This is a genomic window from Paraburkholderia phymatum STM815 (genome assembly GCF_000020045.1).
Taxonomy (GTDB): Bacteria; Pseudomonadota; Gammaproteobacteria; order Burkholderiales; family Burkholderiaceae; genus Paraburkholderia; species Paraburkholderia phymatum.
Genome location: NC_010622.1, coordinates 1,704,403 through 1,721,519 on the forward strand (window position 1 = coordinate 1,704,403; position 17,117 = coordinate 1,721,519).

The following is a 17,117-nucleotide window of genomic DNA, read 5'->3' on the forward strand; positions in this document are numbered from 1 at the left end:
CGGCGTATCGGCGCGCGCCTCGGCGTGGTGACTGCGCTATGTCCGGAACACGCCGAGCAGCAGCGTGACGACGAACACGACCAGAAAGATGTAGAACAGAATCTTCGCTATTTCGGCGGCGCCGGCGGCAATGCCGGTGAAGCCGAACACGGCGGCGATGATCGCGATCACGAAGAACACGAGTGCGTAGTGCAGCATCACGACGTTCCTCCCTGTAGGTGCGATGTGCGGGTGCGATGTGCGTGCGCGGGCGCGTGAGCGTCCGCTCCCGGCGTGCCTGTCGGGCGTCGCTAATCGACTATCTTTTTCGTCACGACGAAGCCGAGTACGAGAAAGACGACGCACAAGATCAGGAACAGCACGAACAGGAACTTCGCGATAGCCGCTGCGCCTGCCGCAATGCCCGTAAATCCGAGCAGCCCCGCGATCAGCGCGATCACGGCAAAGAACAATGCCCACTTGAGCATGATGGCAACCTCCCTGGCCGAAATGTGGCTAATGGATCGGTGTTGCAAGCGAATCGCTCACCTTCATCGTAGGGAGCAGTTTGCGTACCTGCATTCGGGCGCCCGCTGTTTTTCATGTGGGAATCCGCCGACACCCGCTTTCGGCCAGCCATCCGCCGCGCCCGCGCGAACGCAAGCGCGCCGCATGACGCTACACTGTCGATGACTTCATCGCATGGAGACGGCGGTGTCCGGTGACACACGAGCGGGGGCCGACGCAAGACTCGCGACCAGGCTGGCCAACTGGATGCACCAGCGCAGCTGGGCAATCGCGATGACGGTCGCGATCGTCATCACGTGCGGCGGCCTCGTCATTCTCGAAACGGCGCGGCAGCGTATCGCATCGGAATACGAAGCGGCGCTCGAAGCGCGCGGCGTGAGCATGCAGCTGGGCGAACTGGACGGGCATCTCGCGCGGTTGCAGGCGCACGAAAGCCGCTTTCTGCTGACGAAGGACGACGCCGATGCCCACGGCTTTTGCGCGCGTGCCGCGCAAATCCATCGCGGCATCCGCTCGCTCGACGCGTATTTCCGACGCGCCGCCGACAATGCCGAACTGGCCAGCTTCACGCAAATCGCCGCGCTGATCGAGGCGCGCATCGCCAGCGGCGCACAGGCGTTGCAACAGGCTTCGCCCCATCCGCTCGATCTCGGCGCGTGCGGCAGCGCAATGCAGAAAAGCGGCGTCGATGCTTCGCTCGTGACGAGCACGCTCGCTTTGCTGCGCGACAACGAAGAGCGCCGCGCGCAACGCGCGCTTGATGCGAGCCGCGCCGACCAGCGCGTATCGACGCTGGTCGCGGCGGGCCTGTCCGCGCTCAATATCGTGTTGTTCATTCTGCTGTTCCGCAACCTGGGCATCCAGCTGGACAGTCAGGCGCGCGTGCAAAAACAGTTGATCACGCAGCAGGAGGAACTCGATCGGCTGGTCAACGAGCGCACGCGGCAACTCGAAGCGTTGGGCTGGCACCTGCAGGCCGTCAGCGAAAACGAAAAGACCCAGCTCGCGCGCGAACTGCACGACGAACTCGGCGCGATTCTCACAGCGAGCAAGATGGACGTCGCGTGGGCGCGCCGCAAACTGCAGGAGGCCGAGCCCGTCGTCGCCGAGAAACTGACGCGCGCGCTGGCGACGCTCGATCAGGGCATCGCGCTCAAGCGCCGCATCATCGAAGACATGCGGCCGACCGTGCTCGCGAACTTCGGCCTCGTCACCGCGCTGCGCACGCTCGGCGACGAAGCCGCGCAACGCAACGGCTGGGCGCTCGACCTGCATCTGCCCGACGACGAACTGCATCTGGATGAGCAGGTCGAGATCGCGCTGTTTCGCGTCGCGCAGGAATCGCTGACCAATGCAGCGAAATACGCACGTGCAACGCAAATCATGATCGCGTTGAGCGCGGGCCACGGCGAAGTGACGCTGCACATCGCCGATAACGGCATCGGCATCATGCCCGGCGACCTGACGCGCACGCATACGCACGGGCTGATGGGCATGCGCCAGCGCGTGGCCGCGCGCGGTGGCCGATTCGATGTCCGGCGCGGGGAGTTGCACGGCACAGAGATTCGCGTGGTGCTGCCCGTGCCGACCGTCGGCCTGATAGAAGAACCAGGAAACGAACCAGACCCGAGCGAGCCACGCGGCGAATCAACCGATGCCGCGCCAGACGGCATCGTCGCGCCTGAGCGCGACAGGTCCGTCGGACGGACACCCGTCGGACGCGTTTCATGAGACCCATGAAGCCTTCGACGCGCCGCGTAGGACTGCACCGACAGGAAAATCGTCGCGTCTCCGACAGCATCGCGGCAACGCGTCTTTTACCATGAAATCAGACCGGATCGGCTGGCGCATTGCCCCGATCGGACAACAGGACGCGCACGCCGGACGATGGCGAACGGACAATGAACCCGCTGGCATGCGCAAATCGATCGAAGCATACGTGGAATATTCCTTCGAATATTCGCGAAAAGGGAGAGAACTCATGACACGATTCATCGCACTCCTGCTGCTTGCGGGCACGACGCTGATCGCCGCCTGCAACACGGTGGCCGGCGCGGGCCAGGACATCTCGAAGGGCGGCCACGCCATCACGAACTCGGCCGAGAAGCACTCGGACTGAACCCGCATTCACTGCGCCGATCGCATCCCGTTCATCACGTACTGCAAGCCGCCGCGTCTGACGCAGCGGCTTTTTCATGTCGACGCCAAACACAACGGCGGCTCATCCGCATGAGCCGCCGCGCCGTTTCCCCGTGCTACTGCGTCTTATCGAGCTTGTCGTCTCTCGTCCTTATTGCCCGTTCAGCGTATTCGTCAATTCGAGCGCCGGCTGCGAGGTGTTGCCGCCCTGCGCGACCAGCAGGTGAATCTGGTTGGGCAGCAGTTGCGTGAGTACGCCGCCGATCGGCACCGACGTCACCAGCCAGTCTGCGTTGTTCGCGAGATCGAACGAATTCGATTGGAAGATCGGCGTCTTGCTGCCCGCCGCCGTCGCGATCAGCACGTAGGTGCCACCCGATACATAAACGGAATCCTGGCCGCTCGCGGGCACGGCGTTCTTGTACGATACGCCCGCCAGCGTCGGGCTCGCGTTCGAGATATTCGTGTTGTTCGACGGCACGAGATACAGGTCGAGGTTCGACGCGTTCAACGACGCATTGAATCCGCGCACGCGCGCGCTGCCCGACAGCAGCCCCTTGTCGAATGGATCGTCGATCAGGCCGATGTCGTCGCCCGATGCGGACGGCACCGCGATCACCGTATATTCATGCCCCTTCGCGACGTTCGGGAACGAGCCGCTCGCGAGCGCCGTCGTCGTTCCTGCGGGCGCATACGAAACCGACGTCGCACCCGTGTTGATGTTCGCGAAGTTGGTCACGTTCTTATATGCGATGTTCTTCTGCAAGGCGCTGCCGTTGACGAGGAAGTCGACCGTGGGGCCGCTTGGAATCGCGTGCACGAAATGGATCAACGGATTCTGCAAGCCAAGCTCTTTGCCAACGTCATTCGAACCCCCGCCGCAAGCCGATACCAGCGCGGCTGCTCCGACGAGCACCGCGATCGTTCTGATCGTTTTCATTTGCCACCTCTCCCTGATGGGCCGAAGCCCGTTGATCTGCAGGCGTGTCACCTGCGCGGGCGGCCTGTTCGTCGTCGACGTTATGGTGTCGTTTTCCGCCGAGCCGGCGCGCCGGCGCATTCGTCTGGCGACGCGCCTTTCATGCGTCCACGAGTCGGTCAGCGTTCGAGCGATCGGTGTTGCCCGCATCGATTGGACGATTGCGGACAGCAATCCCCGTGCCGGGGCTGGCTCTCGCGCCGACACGCGAATCAAGCGCGTCGCGACTGCGGGGTTGAAAGCCATTAGAATTTTTCCTCGGAGGTTTTGCGTGCGCCAGCGTGTATCGTTCGAGCGCGTCCGACTTTACATGGTGCCTTGCATGTCTTACCCGCAGCTCTTGTCTGAACTCGATCTGGGCTTTACGCGCCTGCGCAACCGCGTCGTGATGGGTTCGATGCACACGGGCATGGAGGACCGCTTCTGGCACTATTCGAAGCTCGCCGCGTACTTCAGAGAACGTGCGAAAGGCGGCGTGGGACTCATCATCACAGGCGGCATCTCGCCGAATCGCGAGGGCTGGCTGCTGCCGTTCGGCGGCACGCTGAACTCCGTCTTCGATCTGCGCAATCACCGCAAACTGACGCATGCCGTGCACGCCGAAGGCGGCAAGATCGCGCTGCAGATCCTGCATGCCGGGCGCTACGGCTATCAACCGTTTGTCGTGTCGGCGTCCGCGTTGAAGTCGCCTATCTCGATGTTCAAGCCCCGCGCACTGACCACGGCCGGCATCGCGAAGACGGTGCGCGCCTACGCCCGCTGCGCGCGGCTCGCGCAACGCGCGGGTTACGACGGCGTCGAGATCATGGGCAGCGAAGGCTATCTGCTGAACCAGTTTCTGTGTCCGCGCACGAACCGGCGCAACGATGCATATGGCGGCACGCTCGACAACCGGATGCGGCTTGCGCGCGAAATCGTCGAGGCCGTGCGTGCCGCGTGCGGCGAGCGCTTCATCGTCGTGTACAGGCTGTCGCTGATCGATCTCGTCGAAGGCGGCAATACGTGGGATGAGACAGTGCAGGTCGCTCGCGCGCTCGAAGCGGCGGGCGTCACGATGTTCAACACGGGCATCGGCTGGCACGAGGCGCGCGTGCCGACCATCGTCACATCCGTGCCGCGCGCCGCGTTCGCGCCGTTGACGGCGCGCCTGAAGACAGTGGTGAAGGTGCCCGTGATCGTCTCGAACCGCATCAACACGCCGGAGGTCGCGGAGGAGCTGCTTGCACAAGGCGCGGGCGATCTGGTGTCGATGGCGCGCCCGCTGCTCGCCGACCCGGACTTCGTCGCGAAAGCCGCCGCAGGCCGCGCGGATGAAATCAACACGTGCATTGCGTGCAATCAGGCCTGCCTCGATCACACGTTTCAAAACCAGCGCGCGACCTGCCTCGTCAATCCGCGCGCGGGCCGCGAGACGGAACTCGTCTACACGCCGCTCGGCGGGCATCGTAAGCCGCGCGCCGTCGCCGTGATCGGCGCGGGACCGGCGGGATTGTCGGCGGCGACGGTGGCGGCCGCGCGCGGCCATCGTGTGACGCTGTTCGATGCGGCCGACGCGATCGGCGGCCAGTTCAATCTCGCGATGCGCGTGCCCGGCAAGGAAGAATTCAGCGAGACGATCCGCTACTTCTGCAGCCAGCTGCACAGACATCGCGTCGACGTGCGTCTGGGCACGCGCGTCGATGCCGCGCTGCTCGCCGCCACGCCCTTCGACGACGTGATCGTCGCAACGGGCATCGTGCCGCGCCGCCCGGCGATTCCGGGCATCGACGCAGCGAACGTGCTGTCGTACGTCGACGTGCTGCGCGGCGCGCCCGTCGGGCGGCGTGTCGCGCTGATCGGTGCGGGCGGCATCGGCTTCGACGTCAGCGCATTCCTGCTGCATCGCGCAGGCGAGCCGCTGCCGCTTTCGCGGACCGCGTGGATGGACGAATGGGGCGTCGATCTGTCCGTCAGCGAACGCGGCGGTCTGAAGACGCCGGCCGTGTGCGTTCCCGAACGCGAAATCTGGCTGTTGCAGCGCAAGGCCGGCAAGCTGGGCGCAAGCCTCGGCAAGACCTCGGGCTGGGTGCATCGCGCGGCGCTCGTCCGCAATCAGGTGAAGATGCTGGATGGCGTGTCGTATCGGCAGATCGCCAGGCGCGGGTTGTTGATCGAGCGTGGGGGCAGCGAGCAATGGCTCGACGTCGAGACGATCGTGGTGTGCGCGGGACAGGAGTCGCTGCGCGATCTCTACCCTGCTACGTCCGCTGCTTCGTCCCGCCCGGGTGCCACGCCCGCTGCCGGCGGGCCGCGCTTTCACGTAATCGGCGGCGCGTCGGAAGCGGCGGAACTCGATGCAAAGCGTGCGATCCGCGAAGGTGCAGAACTGGCCGCGCAGCTGTAGCCCGTCATCGCGGCGCCGCGCTCCCGCTCACGCGGGGTTGCCGCGCCGCCGGTAATCGAACCAGAATGACAATCCGACGCTCGTCAGAATCACGCCTGTCGCGATCACGGTCGAGCGCGTCACGGGCTCGCCGAGCAGCAGCGCGCCCAGCGCCACTGCGACGACGGGATTCACGTACATGCACGAACTCGCGATGATCGGACTCGTGTGCCGGATCAGAAAACCGTACGCGACATAGGCAGCCATCGTGCCGATCAACATCAGATACAGGAACGCGAGCATCGGCAGGAAGTGCATCTCCATCATCCGCTCGCCCGACACCCACGCGACCATCGTCGACATCGCGCCGCCCAGCCCGATCTGCAATGACGTAGACAAAAACAGATCCGACGGCAGCTTCAGGCGCGACGCGAGGTGCGCGCCGCCCGCCCAGAACAGCGCGCCGCAAAGGATCGCGAGACTGCCGCCCGCCGAGCCTTGCGTCTGGTCGCCGTGGCTGAGAATCGCAATGCCGGCCAGCCCGAGCCCGACGGCAAACCATTCGCCCCGGGCGATCTTGCGTCCCGCAATGGCCGCGATGACGGTCGCAAAGAGCGGCACGGTGGCCACCATCACGGCTGCCGTACCCGTGCCGACGGTGCGCATCCCGTATGCGAGCATGCCGCTCGACAAGCCCACGAGCATCGTGCCGACCAGCCCGGCATTGCGGATTTCCGTGAGTGGCGGCCAGACGGGCTTGCGGCGCATCGCAAAGACGAACAGCCCGACGCCCGCGAAGAAATTGCGCAGCCCCGACATCAGGAGCGGCGGGAACGAGCCGAGCGCGACGTGCACGGCGAGATAGGTCGAGCCCCAAACGAGATAGACGACCCCGAGCGCGAGCGCAATCTGTCCGCCATGCGATTGCGGCAGGCGGAACGGGAAACGGCCGGGAAGATTGAACGCCACGTTAGCCCGCCCGTGCCGTCAATGGCGCCGCAGCCCCGCTGAAAACCCGTGAACAGGACGGCAGACGCCGTGTCGACGACACGGCATGAAGAGCAAAGCGGGCTGGCATGGCAGTAGAGCGGTAGACGACGGTCGAACGGTTGCCGGACGGCAAGGGAAGCACCAGATCCGTGGCGCGAATTGATGGCTTTCTTGATGCAGAATGCAACAACAGCGACCAACTGGCGCGTTCTCCGCGCCGCCGAGCATTATGCAATATCTGGACAATGCTTCGGCAAGAGAATCGTAACTTTCGTTGCAAGCGAGACGAAACTGCGGCAATGGGAGGCGATCGGCAAACGCGGGCCGGTCCCGTCGTTGCGCGGCACTTTCTTAGGTTGACTGATTAATGCGCCGGCGCGGTAAAGGGTAACGGCGGCAGCGGACGAACCCGTCGGACGAAACCGGTGCGACGTGCCGGGCATTCATGAGAGAGCGGCCTGAATCGCAGTAAGCGGACGGCGGCGCTGCAACCTCCCTGAAAGCCAGCCGACGTGCTTCTCCCGCGCCAGTCAGCAGGATCCGCGTCCGCCGCTATCGCCACAATTTCGAGACGGGTTGCCAAACCCCGCCCCGCCAGGTTATTGTGTGCGCTGCTAACGCGGGGGTCCTGCGTTGTGCGTCGCCGGGAAGCGAGACGGCACTGCACGGCGTGGGTGAGAAATACCCTTTGAACCTGATCTGGATAATGCCAGCGCAGGGAAGCGTTCGGGCTCGCCGCTTCACCTGCCGCACCGTTTAAGTCTCCTCGCGAACCCGGTCCACTTCCCCTCCGTCTCGTTCTCCTGCGTAGCTGTAACGCCCCACAATTGCATGGAGACACGCATGAACGCCAATCCGAAATTCATTTCCGCGAACGCGCACGTCGACGAGGCCGCCGTCGCGCCGCTGCCGAACTCGCGCAAGGTCTACGTGACCGGTTCGCAACCCGACATCCGCGTGCCGATGCGTGAAATCACGCAAGCCGACACGCCGACGGGGTTCGGCGGCGAAAAGAATCCGCCCATCTACGTGTACGACACGTCGGGCCCGTACACCGATCCCGACGCCAAAATCGACATCCGCGCCGGCCTGCCCGCGCTGCGCCAGCGCTGGATCGAGGCGCGCGGCGACACGGAGTCCCTGCAGGGACTATCGAGCGAATACGGCCGCGAGCGCGCCGCCGATCCCGCCACCGCGGAACTGCGCTTTCCCGGCCTGCACCGCACGCCGCGCCGCGCGCAGCCCGGCAAGAACGTGTCGCAGATGCACTACGCGAAGCAAGGCATCATCACGCCGGAAATGGAATACATCGCGATCCGCGAAAACCAGCGCCGCGCCGAGTATCTGGAAAGCCTGAAGGCCAGCGGTCCGAACGGCGCGAAGCTCGCCGCGATGATGGGCCGCCAGCATCCGGGCCAGGCGTTCGGCGCGACAGCATTCGGTCCGAACGGGCTGCAGGAGATCACGCCCGAGTTCGTGCGCGAAGAAGTCGCGCGCGGCCGCGCAATCATCCCCGCGAACATCAATCACCCGGAAAGCGAGCCGATGATCATCGGCCGCAACTTCCTCGTGAAGATCAACGCGAACATCGGCAATTCGGCTGTGACGTCGTCGATCGGCGAGGAAGTCGACAAAATGACGTGGGCAATCCGCTGGGGCGGCGACACCGTGATGGATCTGTCCACCGGCAAGCACATTCATGAGACGCGCGAATGGATCATCCGCAATTCGCCTGTTCCCATCGGCACGGTGCCGATCTATCAGGCGCTCGAAAAGGTCAATGGCAAAGCCGAAGACCTGACGTGGGAGATCTTCCGCGACACGCTGATCGAACAGGCCGAGCAAGGCGTCGACTACTTCACGATTCACGCCGGCGTGCGCCTGCAATATGTGCCGCTCACCGCGAACCGGATGACGGGCATCGTGTCGCGCGGCGGCTCGATCATGGCGAAGTGGTGCCTTGCGCATCACAAGGAAAGCTTCCTGTACGAGCACTTCGAAGACATCTGCGAAATCATGAAGGCGTACGACGTGAGCTTCTCGCTCGGCGACGGCCTGCGCCCCGGCTCGATCTACGACGCGAACGACGAAGCGCAGCTCGGCGAACTGAAGACGCTCGGCGAACTCACGCAGATCGCGTGGAAGCACGACGTGCAGGTGATGATCGAAGGCCCCGGCCACGTGCCGATGCAGCTGATCAAGGAGAACATGGACCTGCAGCTGGAATGGTGCGACGAAGCGCCGTTCTACACGCTCGGACCGCTGACGACGGACATCGCGCCAGGCTATGACCACATCACGTCGGGCATCGGCGCGGCGATGATCGGCTGGTTCGGCACGGCGATGCTCTGCTACGTGACGCCGAAGGAACACCTCGGTCTGCCGAACAAGGACGACGTGAAGACGGGCATCATCACGTACAAGCTTGCCGCGCACGCCGCCGATCTGGCGAAGGGCCATCCGGGCGCGCAGGTGCGCGACAACGCGCTGTCGAAAGCGCGCTTCGAGTTCCGCTGGGAAGACCAGTTCAACCTGGGCCTCGATCCCGACAAGGCGCGCGAATTCCACGACGAAACGCTGCCGAAGGACTCAGCAAAGGTCGCGCATTTCTGCTCGATGTGCGGCCCGCACTTCTGCTCGATGAAGATCACGCAGGACGTGCGCGACTACGCTGCGAAGGAAGGCATGAGCGACGCCGACGCGCTGAAGAAAGGGATGGAAGTGAAGGCCGTCGAGTTCATCAAGAGCGGCGCGGAGATCTATCAGCGCCAGTGACGCGCCCGTCGTTGCAACGTGCCCGGAAAGCGAAGCCCGCCAGTTGTTCATGGCGGGCTTTTTTGCGCGTTTTTACCGCATTGCACTGCAATGGCACAGGTTCTTTGTACATCTCATCGTGATTATTCGACGCGGCGAAACATTTGATTACCAAACCGACACTTTGCTGACAAGCCCATACAAACAGAAACGGGACCCGGCGGATACCATCGAATCACCCGATCGGGAGCGCAATTTGCGAATCCCGTCGATAGAGACATCAGGGAGTCGAATCATGAAAACCTTCCATCGAATCGGTGCGCTGGCCACGCTCGTGGCCGTGGTAGCCAGTCTCTCCGCCTGCGACGGCATGACCCGACGACAACGCGATACCGCAATCGGCGCAGGCGTCGGCGGCGCGGCGGGCGCCGCGATCGGCGGCAATGCGCTGTCGACGCTGGGCGGCGCGGCTGTCGGCGGGGTGATCGGCAACCAGGTCGGCAAGTAACGCAGCAAGGTAGGGTGACTGACGCGCGATCTTCCGGTCATGCGGCCGCGCGTCAGGCGAGATACGACAAATCGCCGTCGAAGGCGATGCAGGCAAACGGCCGCGAACTCTGGGGCCCGCGATGCTGCGGACGTCAGATGTCGAACGCCGAAGGGAGATGGGCAGAGTCCGGCGCGCACGTACGCGCCGGACATGTCCTTTACGGGTGATCTCGCGCGCGAACCGCGCACGAAATGCCCTCGCAATACCACTGAAATACGCCTGAAATACCCCGTTACCACTTTATGACGTATCCGCCGGGACGCTGACGTACTCTCAATAGATGACGTAGCGCGCGTGAAATCGCTCGAACGGAGCGATCCAGGTCAGCGCTGCGAGCTAACGAGGAGTACGTCATGAACCCGCTCGATGCAACGTTGCGCACCGCCAGCGCCGTTGCAGCGCTCGCATTGTCGGGCGCGCTGTCCGGCTGTTACTACTACCCGCCGTACGCCTACTATCCCGGCTACGGGTACTATCCCGCCTACCCCGTCGTGCCGGCAACGGCGACCCAGCAGGCCATGCCCGTCGCACCCGGCGACCCGGAGCAGCCCTCCGCGCAAGCGTCATTCACGATGCCCGCCGATCCTGCGTCCGGCATGGCGCCGCCCGCCTACGACAGCGCGCCCGTGTATGCCGCGCCCGCCTACTATCCTGTCGCGTATCCGCCATATCCCGCCTATCCGTATGGCTACCCCTACTACTACGGATGGCCCGGCTGGTGGGGGCCGTCGGTATCGCTGAGTTTCGGCTATTGGAGCGGATGCTGCGCCGGTCACTACGGCTACTACGGGCATCACGGCTACTGGGGCGGTCACGGCTACTGGGGCGGTGGCCACGGCACCTGGGCTGGTGGCCACGGCACCTGGGGCGGCGGTCATGGTTCCTGGGGTGGCAGCCACGCCGGATGGAGCGGTGGCACGACCTGGGCCGGGGGCGGCCACGGCCGCTCGCATTGAACGATCGGGCAAGGCGCGCGGTTCGTCGCCCGATGCTACGAACCGGCGCCCGCTTCTATTCCCGCAACAGATTCATTCGTTTTCCCTCTTGACGGAAATCGCCAGCGCTCTATGCTGGCGGTTGCGAGTGCAACAACTGTTTAATTGCGCGAGCCCCCGCCCCGGCGTTTCCGCTGCGCGGCGGCCACAGCCTTCATCCGTCCAGCCCTGCCGCTTCGCCGCGTAGGCGCAGTCTTCGCGTCGAATCGAACAACAACGAAGGAGACGTGATGTTTCACCAGTTATTGACGCCCATCGGCAACTCGCTGTTGCCGTCGTTCATCGTTGCCGCCTTGCCTATCATCGTCGTGCTCGTGCTGCTTGGGTGGGCGCGGCGCCCGGCATGGCAGGCCTCGCTCGCGGGTCTTGCAGTCGGCCTGCTGATCGCGATTTTCGGCTGGCACTTCCCCATTGGTCTCGCGCTCAATTCCGTCGCTGCCGGCGCCGTGTTCGCGTGCTGGCCCGTGATGTGGATCGTCGTGACGGCGATCCTGCTCTACAACATCGCGCAGTATTCGGGACGCTTCGCGGCCTTCCGCATGTGGATGATCGACAATCTGCCGAACGACCGGCGCATCGTATTGGTCGTAATCGGCTTTTCGTTCGGCGCGCTGTTCGAAGGCATCTCCGGCTTCGGCACGCCGATCGCGATCACCAGTTCTCTGCTGATCCTGCTCGGTTTCCCCGCTCTCGAAGCGCTGACCTTCACGCTGATCTTCAACACGGCGCCCGTCGCGTTTGGGGCGCTCGGCGTGCCTATCACGGTGCTCGGCGCAGTCACGCACCTGCCCACCGATGCCCTCGCCAAGATGGTCGGCCGGCAGTTGCCGTTCTTCGCGCTGATGCTGCCGTTCTACGTGATCGGCGTATACGCGGGCTTTCGCAATATGCTGCGTGTGTGGCCCGTGCTGCTCGTGTCGGGCGGCAGCTTCGCGCTCACACAGTTCGTCACGTCCAACTTCATCAACTACAGCCTGACGGACGTGCTGTCGTCGCTGGTGTCGCTGATCCTGACCATCGCCTTCCTGCGCGTCTGGCGCCCCGCCGTCGATCCCGCGTTCGCGATCAACGTCGATCGCGTGAACGAGACGCGCGGCAAGATCACGGGCACGCAGGGCTGGTATCCGTGGCTGATCGTGTCCGCCGTCGTGATCGTCTGGACGATTGCGAAGATCTTCATGATCGGCGACGTGAAGGTGCCGTGGCCGGGTCTCGACAAAGCCGTCTACATCACGCTGTACAACACACCGTACGGCGCGATCTGGGACTTCCAGCCGCTCGCGACAGGCACGGCGATCCTCGTAGCGGCGATTATCACGGCACTCGTCGTGAAGCTGTCAGTAGCCGACTTCGGGCGCGCGATCGTCGATACCTGGGTGCAGACGCGCATCGCCATTCTCACGGTGGCCACCATTGTCGGCCTCGCGTACCTGATGAATTACTCAGGGATGAATTACACGCTGGGGCTCGGCGTGGCGTCCGTCGGGGCGCTCTTTCCGCTGGTGTCGGCGTTCCTCGGCTGGGTGGCCGTATTCCTGTCGGGGAGCGACACGTCGGGTAACGCACTGTTCGGCAATCTGCAGGTGGTGGCCGCCAATCAGCTGAACCTGAACCCCGTGCTGATGGCCGCGACGAACTCGTCGGGCGGCGTAATGGGCAAGATGATCTCACCGCAGAACATCTCGACGGGCGTCGCGACAACCGATCTCAAAGGCAAGGAAGGCTATGTGTTCGCGAAGACCTTCAAGCATTCGATCCTGCTGACCGTCCTGCTCGGCATTCTCGTGTGGCTGCAGCAGAACGTGCTGCAATGGATGATTCCGCATTGACGAGCACTGCCGAAGCGGGCGCGATCCACGCACGCCCGCTTCGCTGTACGTACGTGCGCGCGACGCGCATGCGCGATAAACCGCATCCCCGCCGGCCGGTTGCCGGTTCTTGCTATTTCATTCCATCGTGAAACGATGCGCGCAGGGCCGGTGTTAGCATGCGTACGCATCGCGACTCAACTGCGCGCGACACATCCACGATGAATCCAGTCAACGTCTTCCAGCTTCTGATCCTCGCCGCGCTCTGGGGCGCGTCGTTCCTGTTCATCCGCGTCGGCGTGGGCGACTTCGGCGTCGCGCCACTGATGGCGCTGCGTGTCGGCATCGGCGCGCTGTTCCTGCTGGTCGTGCTCCTCGCGCGCCGTCCGCTGCGCGAGTCGACCGCGACGCTGCGCGCGCGTGCGTTGCCGCTGCTCGTAGTCGGCATTCTCAATTCGGCTGCGCCGTTCTGTCTGTTCGCGTATGCAGAAATCACGCTGTCAGCGGGCGTGACTTCCGTGATCAACGCAACCACGCCGCTGTGGGGCGCGCTCGTGGCTTTCGTGTGGCTCAAGGACCGGCTGAGCGCGCTGCGCAGCATCGGCCTCGTGGTCGGCTTCGCGGGCGTGCTGATGCTCGTCTGGGATCAGATCGCCGCGCCGAGCGGCACCAATATTTCGCCCGCGACGACGGCGCTCGCGGCGGCCGCCGCGCTCGGGGCGACGCTGCTCTACGGTGTCGCCGCCAGCTACACGAAAAAGCATCTGATGGGCGTCGACGCACTGACGGTCGCGACAGGCACGATGATCGGCGCAACCATCGTGCTCTTGCCGCTCGCCATTACGTCATGGCCGGCGACAGCGCCGTCTATGCCGGCATGGGGTTCGGTGATCGCGCTGGGGGTCGCGTGCACGGGCATCGCGTATATGCTGTTCTTTCACCTGATCGCGGTCGCGGGTCCGGCGCGGGCGATTACCGTGACGTTCGTCATCCCGATCTTCGGCATCCTGTGGGGCGCGCTGTTTCTCGGCGAACGCGTGTCGATCGGCATGATCGAGGGCTGCTCAGTGATTCTCGTCGGCACGGCGCTCGCGACGGGCATCGTCAAGCGTATTCCGGGCTTCGGCGGACGACGCGTCAGCGAGCGCTGCTGAGCCGCGTGCCTGCCGGTTTGCGGTGGGCGCCAAACGCCGCGGCAGCGCAAAACAAAGAGCTCGCGCTTCGATCATGGGCAAGCGCGGGACTTTCCCTCCTATGCGATTCGCCGCATATTCGCCGCATATTCGCCGCATATTCACCGCAAAGCAGGCGGCAAACGTGTTTTGCGGCTGAGGGTCCGTCGATCTTTGTTCGACCTGAAAATAGTGAAGAAACAGGCTTCTCCCACGACCTGTCGTCGACGTTACGTCACGTGGAGCGCGGGCCGGTGCGGATCGACGGCCGGTCCCTACTGCGATCAGCGGAATTTGCGCGAGCCGGGTTGACTTCGCCGAACGCGCGGCACGGCGCGTCGCCCCGACCCGCCGAACGACAGCATCGCGCCGCACACCACGGCGAGCGCGATCAGGCTCACAACCCACATCCAGTACGGTATGACGTCGAACATGGCCCGTCTCCTCGCGATGGCTGGTTCGTTCGACGTTGTAGCAAGCCGCGTGCACGGGCTTCACTCTTGACAGGACAGGCAGGCAACAAAAAAGCCCGCGTAACGCAATCCGTCACGCGGGCTTTTTAGACGGCTGCGGCAGACGCGCGGCCGCGACTGTCAGTGCAGCTGATCGACCATCAGCGACATGATCTGCTTCGCTTGCGACGACGAATCGATATCGCCCTTGTCGTCGACGACGGCGACTCGCGTCTGATTCGGCGTCACTGCGCGCACGTTCACGCGATACTGCTTCGCGACCTTTTCCTTGCGGCCGTGGAACACCTGGCTCCAGAAGCCTTGCTCCGCCGACGACATGTCCTTCGGATCGACGTAGCGCACGAAGTACAGGCCACGCGTGCGATCGCGATCGTCGACGGTGAAGTTGCTGCGATCGAGCGCGAGGCCCACGCGTAGCCACGCGCGGTCATACGGCTCGCCGAGCGTCAGTTCCGTGGACGACAACTGCGCCGAGGTCTCTGCCGCTGCCGACGAAGGATCGCGCGTGGGAGTTTCAGCGGCCAGCGCGACGTTCTGCGCTGCCGTCGCTGCCGCCGCTGACTTGGCGCCCGCAGCAGCGTTCGGCGCGGTTTGCGACCCCGCGGGCGACACAGGCGCGACGGCCGCCGCATTGGCGGTGCGCGTGCTCGTGTCGTTCTTCGCCAGCGTCGCCATCAGACGCTTCAGGTATTCGGTTTCGAGCGCGGGATCGTTCGGCTTGGGTTCCCACTTGCTCGTGTCGTTGTTCGCGCCGCTGAGCGCTTCGCGCAGGCCTTTTTGGCTGATGAACACGTAGGTGCCGCCATTCGGCGCCGGTTCAAGACGCGTACGGTATTTGTTGCGCTCAGCCGTCACGTACGAATTGCCCATCGCCTTGGACAGCGTGCTGCGGATCAGGCCGTCGTTGATGGATGGGTGCGTTTCGTTCCAGTCCGTCTCCATCACGCCCTTGTCGCGCTGGTCGACGACGAGCAGAAAGCCCTGCTCCTGCCAGAAACGGCGGATTTGCGGCCACGCCTGTTCGGGGCTCTGGTGATCGAGCACCAGCCAGCTTTCCGTGCCGTCGCGCTGGATATGCATGCCATTGACGACGGGTGCGACGGCCGCCGTGGCGGGCGCCTCGCTCTGCACCTGCTGCAGCGTGGACAACGACGTCTGACCGCTTTGCGGCGGCAGCGACCGCTGGTCCGCGGTTTCCTCGAGCATGTTCGGCGGAACAGCGAGTGACACTTCCTTCGATTTCGAGTCGCTCTTATAGTCGATTTTGGTCGGCGACGACGTGCTGCAGCCGGCGACCAGACCGCCTGCCATCAGCAATGCTGCGAACCGCTTGGTGAGACGAAGTTCAGTCATGTTCTGGAAATCCTTCCGCTACGCCACGGCAAGTCCGTGGACTAACCCATCATTTTACCGGCCTGGCGACGCCAAGTGCAAAAAGCGGGGATTACGCTGCCTTCTCGCGACATCGACCCCGCCGTGATCGCGGGCCGGTCCCATCGCTCCCGGCTTCATCGCGGCTCGCCCTGCTCGTGGCCTTCTCGTGGTCCGCGCTGATTATGCCGATCCGCGTCTCGCCGCCTGAGTTCGAATAACGACTTCGGCGCATGCCGGCCCCGCGCCGCAAAAACCGCCCGCATCATCTCACAATGAATCGGCACGCTGGCATTTCAGGCCATCTATCGACCGAAAAATTAACGATTGGCCACGTTTTCCCAATTCTCCGAAAGGGCAATTGTTAGGCACTTAACTCATTGAGTTTGATCGAATAATCGCACCAAAACGGCTTTTCTCTTTTGAGATAACTTCCCGCACATTGCGGTTCGACGAATGGTGTCTCAAAACCCCGGTGATATCTTGAAAAAACGATCTCAAAAACGTTCGAGAGCCTTCTGAGAGGCGCAGCATGACACTGATCGACCCGCATCGCATTGTCGTTATCGCTACTTCGGCCGCATTTGTGTTGTGCGCAAATGCGCTGACTGCGCGTGATGCACGTGCAGAACTCGGCGGCACGGTGACCACCCTGCCAGTCAATGAAAATTGCACACAGCGTGCGGTGCCATCCGGCACGGTCAGGATAAGAGCAACGGTCGATGCAGGCGGCACGACCATCAGGGAGTACGCCACCTGCGATGGCTACGTCTTCGCCTACGCATGGCAAGGCCCGACCATGCCCGACCTCGCGCGATTGCTGGGTCGGTATGCAGAGCGATATCGGGCGAAAGCGGCAACGCAACTCGGCGCATTCGGCTATCTTCACGCCTCGCGGGTCGATCAGCCGGACATCGTCGTCGAGTCGGGCGGACAGATGCGTAGCTATGTAGGCCGCGCGTGGCTGCCCGCCGCCGTTCCGAGCGGCTTTTCGCTCGCCGATCTGCGCTGACGAGA

General features: G+C 63.9%; 15 protein-coding genes and 1 riboswitch. Of the genes, 9 read left to right on the forward strand and 6 right to left on the reverse strand.

Features of this window, described 5'->3' with window-relative positions; translation table 11 throughout:
• Nucleotides 1–36 precede the first annotated feature (36 nt).
• Together BPHY_RS39335 and BPHY_RS39340 are read right to left on the reverse strand one after the other, a co-directional pair.
• Nucleotides 37–198 carry a DUF1328 domain-containing protein gene (locus BPHY_RS39335; protein WP_012400904.1) on the reverse strand — a complete coding sequence of 54 codons (162 nt, stop codon included), beginning with the start codon at nt 196–198 and terminating at the stop codon, nt 37–39.
• A gap of 92 nt (nt 199–290) precedes the next feature.
• Nucleotides 291–467: a DUF1328 domain-containing protein gene (locus BPHY_RS39340; protein WP_012400905.1), complete on the reverse strand. Its 177-nt coding sequence runs from the start codon at nt 465–467 to the stop codon at nt 291–293.
• A gap of 214 nt (nt 468–681) precedes the next feature.
• Here BPHY_RS39340 and BPHY_RS07715 point away from each other — a divergent pair, with 214 nt between their 5' ends.
• Both BPHY_RS07715 and BPHY_RS07720 read left to right on the forward strand, forming a co-directional pair.
• Nucleotides 682–2,238, forward strand: a complete 1,557-nt coding sequence (locus tag BPHY_RS07715; RefSeq protein WP_052306066.1) for a sensor histidine kinase — start codon at nt 682–684, stop codon at nt 2,236–2,238.
• 250 nt (nt 2,239–2,488) lie between these two features.
• Nucleotides 2,489–2,626: an entericidin A/B family lipoprotein gene (locus tag BPHY_RS07720; RefSeq protein ID WP_012400907.1), complete on the forward strand. Its 138-nt coding sequence runs from the start codon at nt 2,489–2,491 to the stop codon at nt 2,624–2,626.
• Nucleotides 2,627–2,797: 171 nt separating this feature from the next.
• On the opposite strand, the gene BPHY_RS07725 is transcribed toward BPHY_RS07720, so the two are convergent.
• Nucleotides 2,798–3,586: a DUF4397 domain-containing protein gene (locus BPHY_RS07725; protein ID WP_012400908.1), complete on the reverse strand. Its 789-nt coding sequence runs from the start codon at nt 3,584–3,586 to the stop codon at nt 2,798–2,800.
• Nucleotides 3,587–3,947: 361 nt separating this feature from the next.
• On the opposite strand from BPHY_RS07725, the gene BPHY_RS07730 reads away from it, so the two are divergent.
• A complete protein-coding gene (locus BPHY_RS07730) occupies nt 3,948–6,008 on the forward strand; it encodes an NADPH-dependent 2,4-dienoyl-CoA reductase (RefSeq protein ID WP_012400909.1) in 2,061 nt (686 codons plus the stop codon).
• A gap of 27 nt (nt 6,009–6,035) precedes the next feature.
• Here the strand turns inward: BPHY_RS07730 and BPHY_RS07735 are convergent, their stop codons facing one another.
• The gene (locus tag BPHY_RS07735) at nt 6,036–6,956 is read right to left on the reverse strand and encodes an EamA family transporter (protein WP_012400910.1); all 921 of its coding nucleotides are present in this window, start codon (nt 6,954–6,956) and stop codon (nt 6,036–6,038) included.
• Nucleotides 6,957–7,588: 632 nt separating this feature from the next.
• A riboswitch (TPP riboswitch) is annotated at nt 7,589–7,716 on the forward strand.
• Nucleotides 7,717–7,820: 104 nt separating this feature from the next.
• Between BPHY_RS07735 and thiC the strand changes: the two genes are divergently transcribed.
• From thiC to BPHY_RS07760, 5 genes are all read left to right on the forward strand, one after another.
• Nucleotides 7,821–9,752: a phosphomethylpyrimidine synthase ThiC gene (gene thiC / locus BPHY_RS07740; RefSeq protein WP_012400912.1), complete on the forward strand. Its 1,932-nt coding sequence runs from the start codon at nt 7,821–7,823 to the stop codon at nt 9,750–9,752.
• Nucleotides 9,753–10,026: 274 nt separating this feature from the next.
• Nucleotides 10,027–10,239, forward strand: coding sequence for a glycine zipper 2TM domain-containing protein (locus tag BPHY_RS07745; protein WP_012400913.1), 213 nt, complete (start codon nt 10,027–10,029; stop codon nt 10,237–10,239).
• A gap of 395 nt (nt 10,240–10,634) precedes the next feature.
• Nucleotides 10,635–11,237, forward strand: coding sequence for a hypothetical protein (locus tag BPHY_RS07750; protein ID WP_012400914.1), 603 nt, complete (start codon nt 10,635–10,637; stop codon nt 11,235–11,237).
• Nucleotides 11,238–11,506: 269 nt separating this feature from the next.
• The gene (locus BPHY_RS07755) at nt 11,507–13,105 is read left to right on the forward strand and encodes an L-lactate permease (protein ID WP_012400915.1); all 1,599 of its coding nucleotides are present in this window, start codon (nt 11,507–11,509) and stop codon (nt 13,103–13,105) included.
• 158 nt (nt 13,106–13,263) lie between these two features.
• Nucleotides 13,264–14,238 (forward strand): DMT family transporter, encoded by a 975-nt coding sequence (locus tag BPHY_RS07760; protein ID WP_012400916.1) that lies wholly within the window; start codon nt 13,264–13,266, stop codon nt 14,236–14,238.
• 302 nt (nt 14,239–14,540) lie between these two features.
• Here the strand turns inward: BPHY_RS07760 and BPHY_RS41650 are convergent, their stop codons facing one another.
• Both BPHY_RS41650 and bamC read right to left on the reverse strand, forming a co-directional pair.
• On the reverse strand, nt 14,541–14,690 hold the full coding sequence (locus BPHY_RS41650) for a hypothetical protein (protein ID WP_157686517.1): 150 nt from the start codon (nt 14,688–14,690) through the stop codon (nt 14,541–14,543).
• A 159-nt stretch (nt 14,691–14,849) separates the two neighbouring features.
• Complete coding sequence (bamC, locus tag BPHY_RS07765) at nt 14,850–16,082, reverse strand: outer membrane protein assembly factor BamC (RefSeq protein ID WP_012400917.1); 1,233 nt, start codon at nt 16,080–16,082, stop codon at nt 14,850–14,852.
• Nucleotides 16,083–16,632: 550 nt separating this feature from the next.
• Here bamC and BPHY_RS07770 point away from each other — a divergent pair.
• A complete protein-coding gene (locus BPHY_RS07770; protein ID WP_012400918.1) occupies nt 16,633–17,112 on the forward strand; it encodes a DUF2844 domain-containing protein in 480 nt (159 codons plus the stop codon).
• Nucleotides 17,113–17,117: the final 5 nt, after the last annotated feature.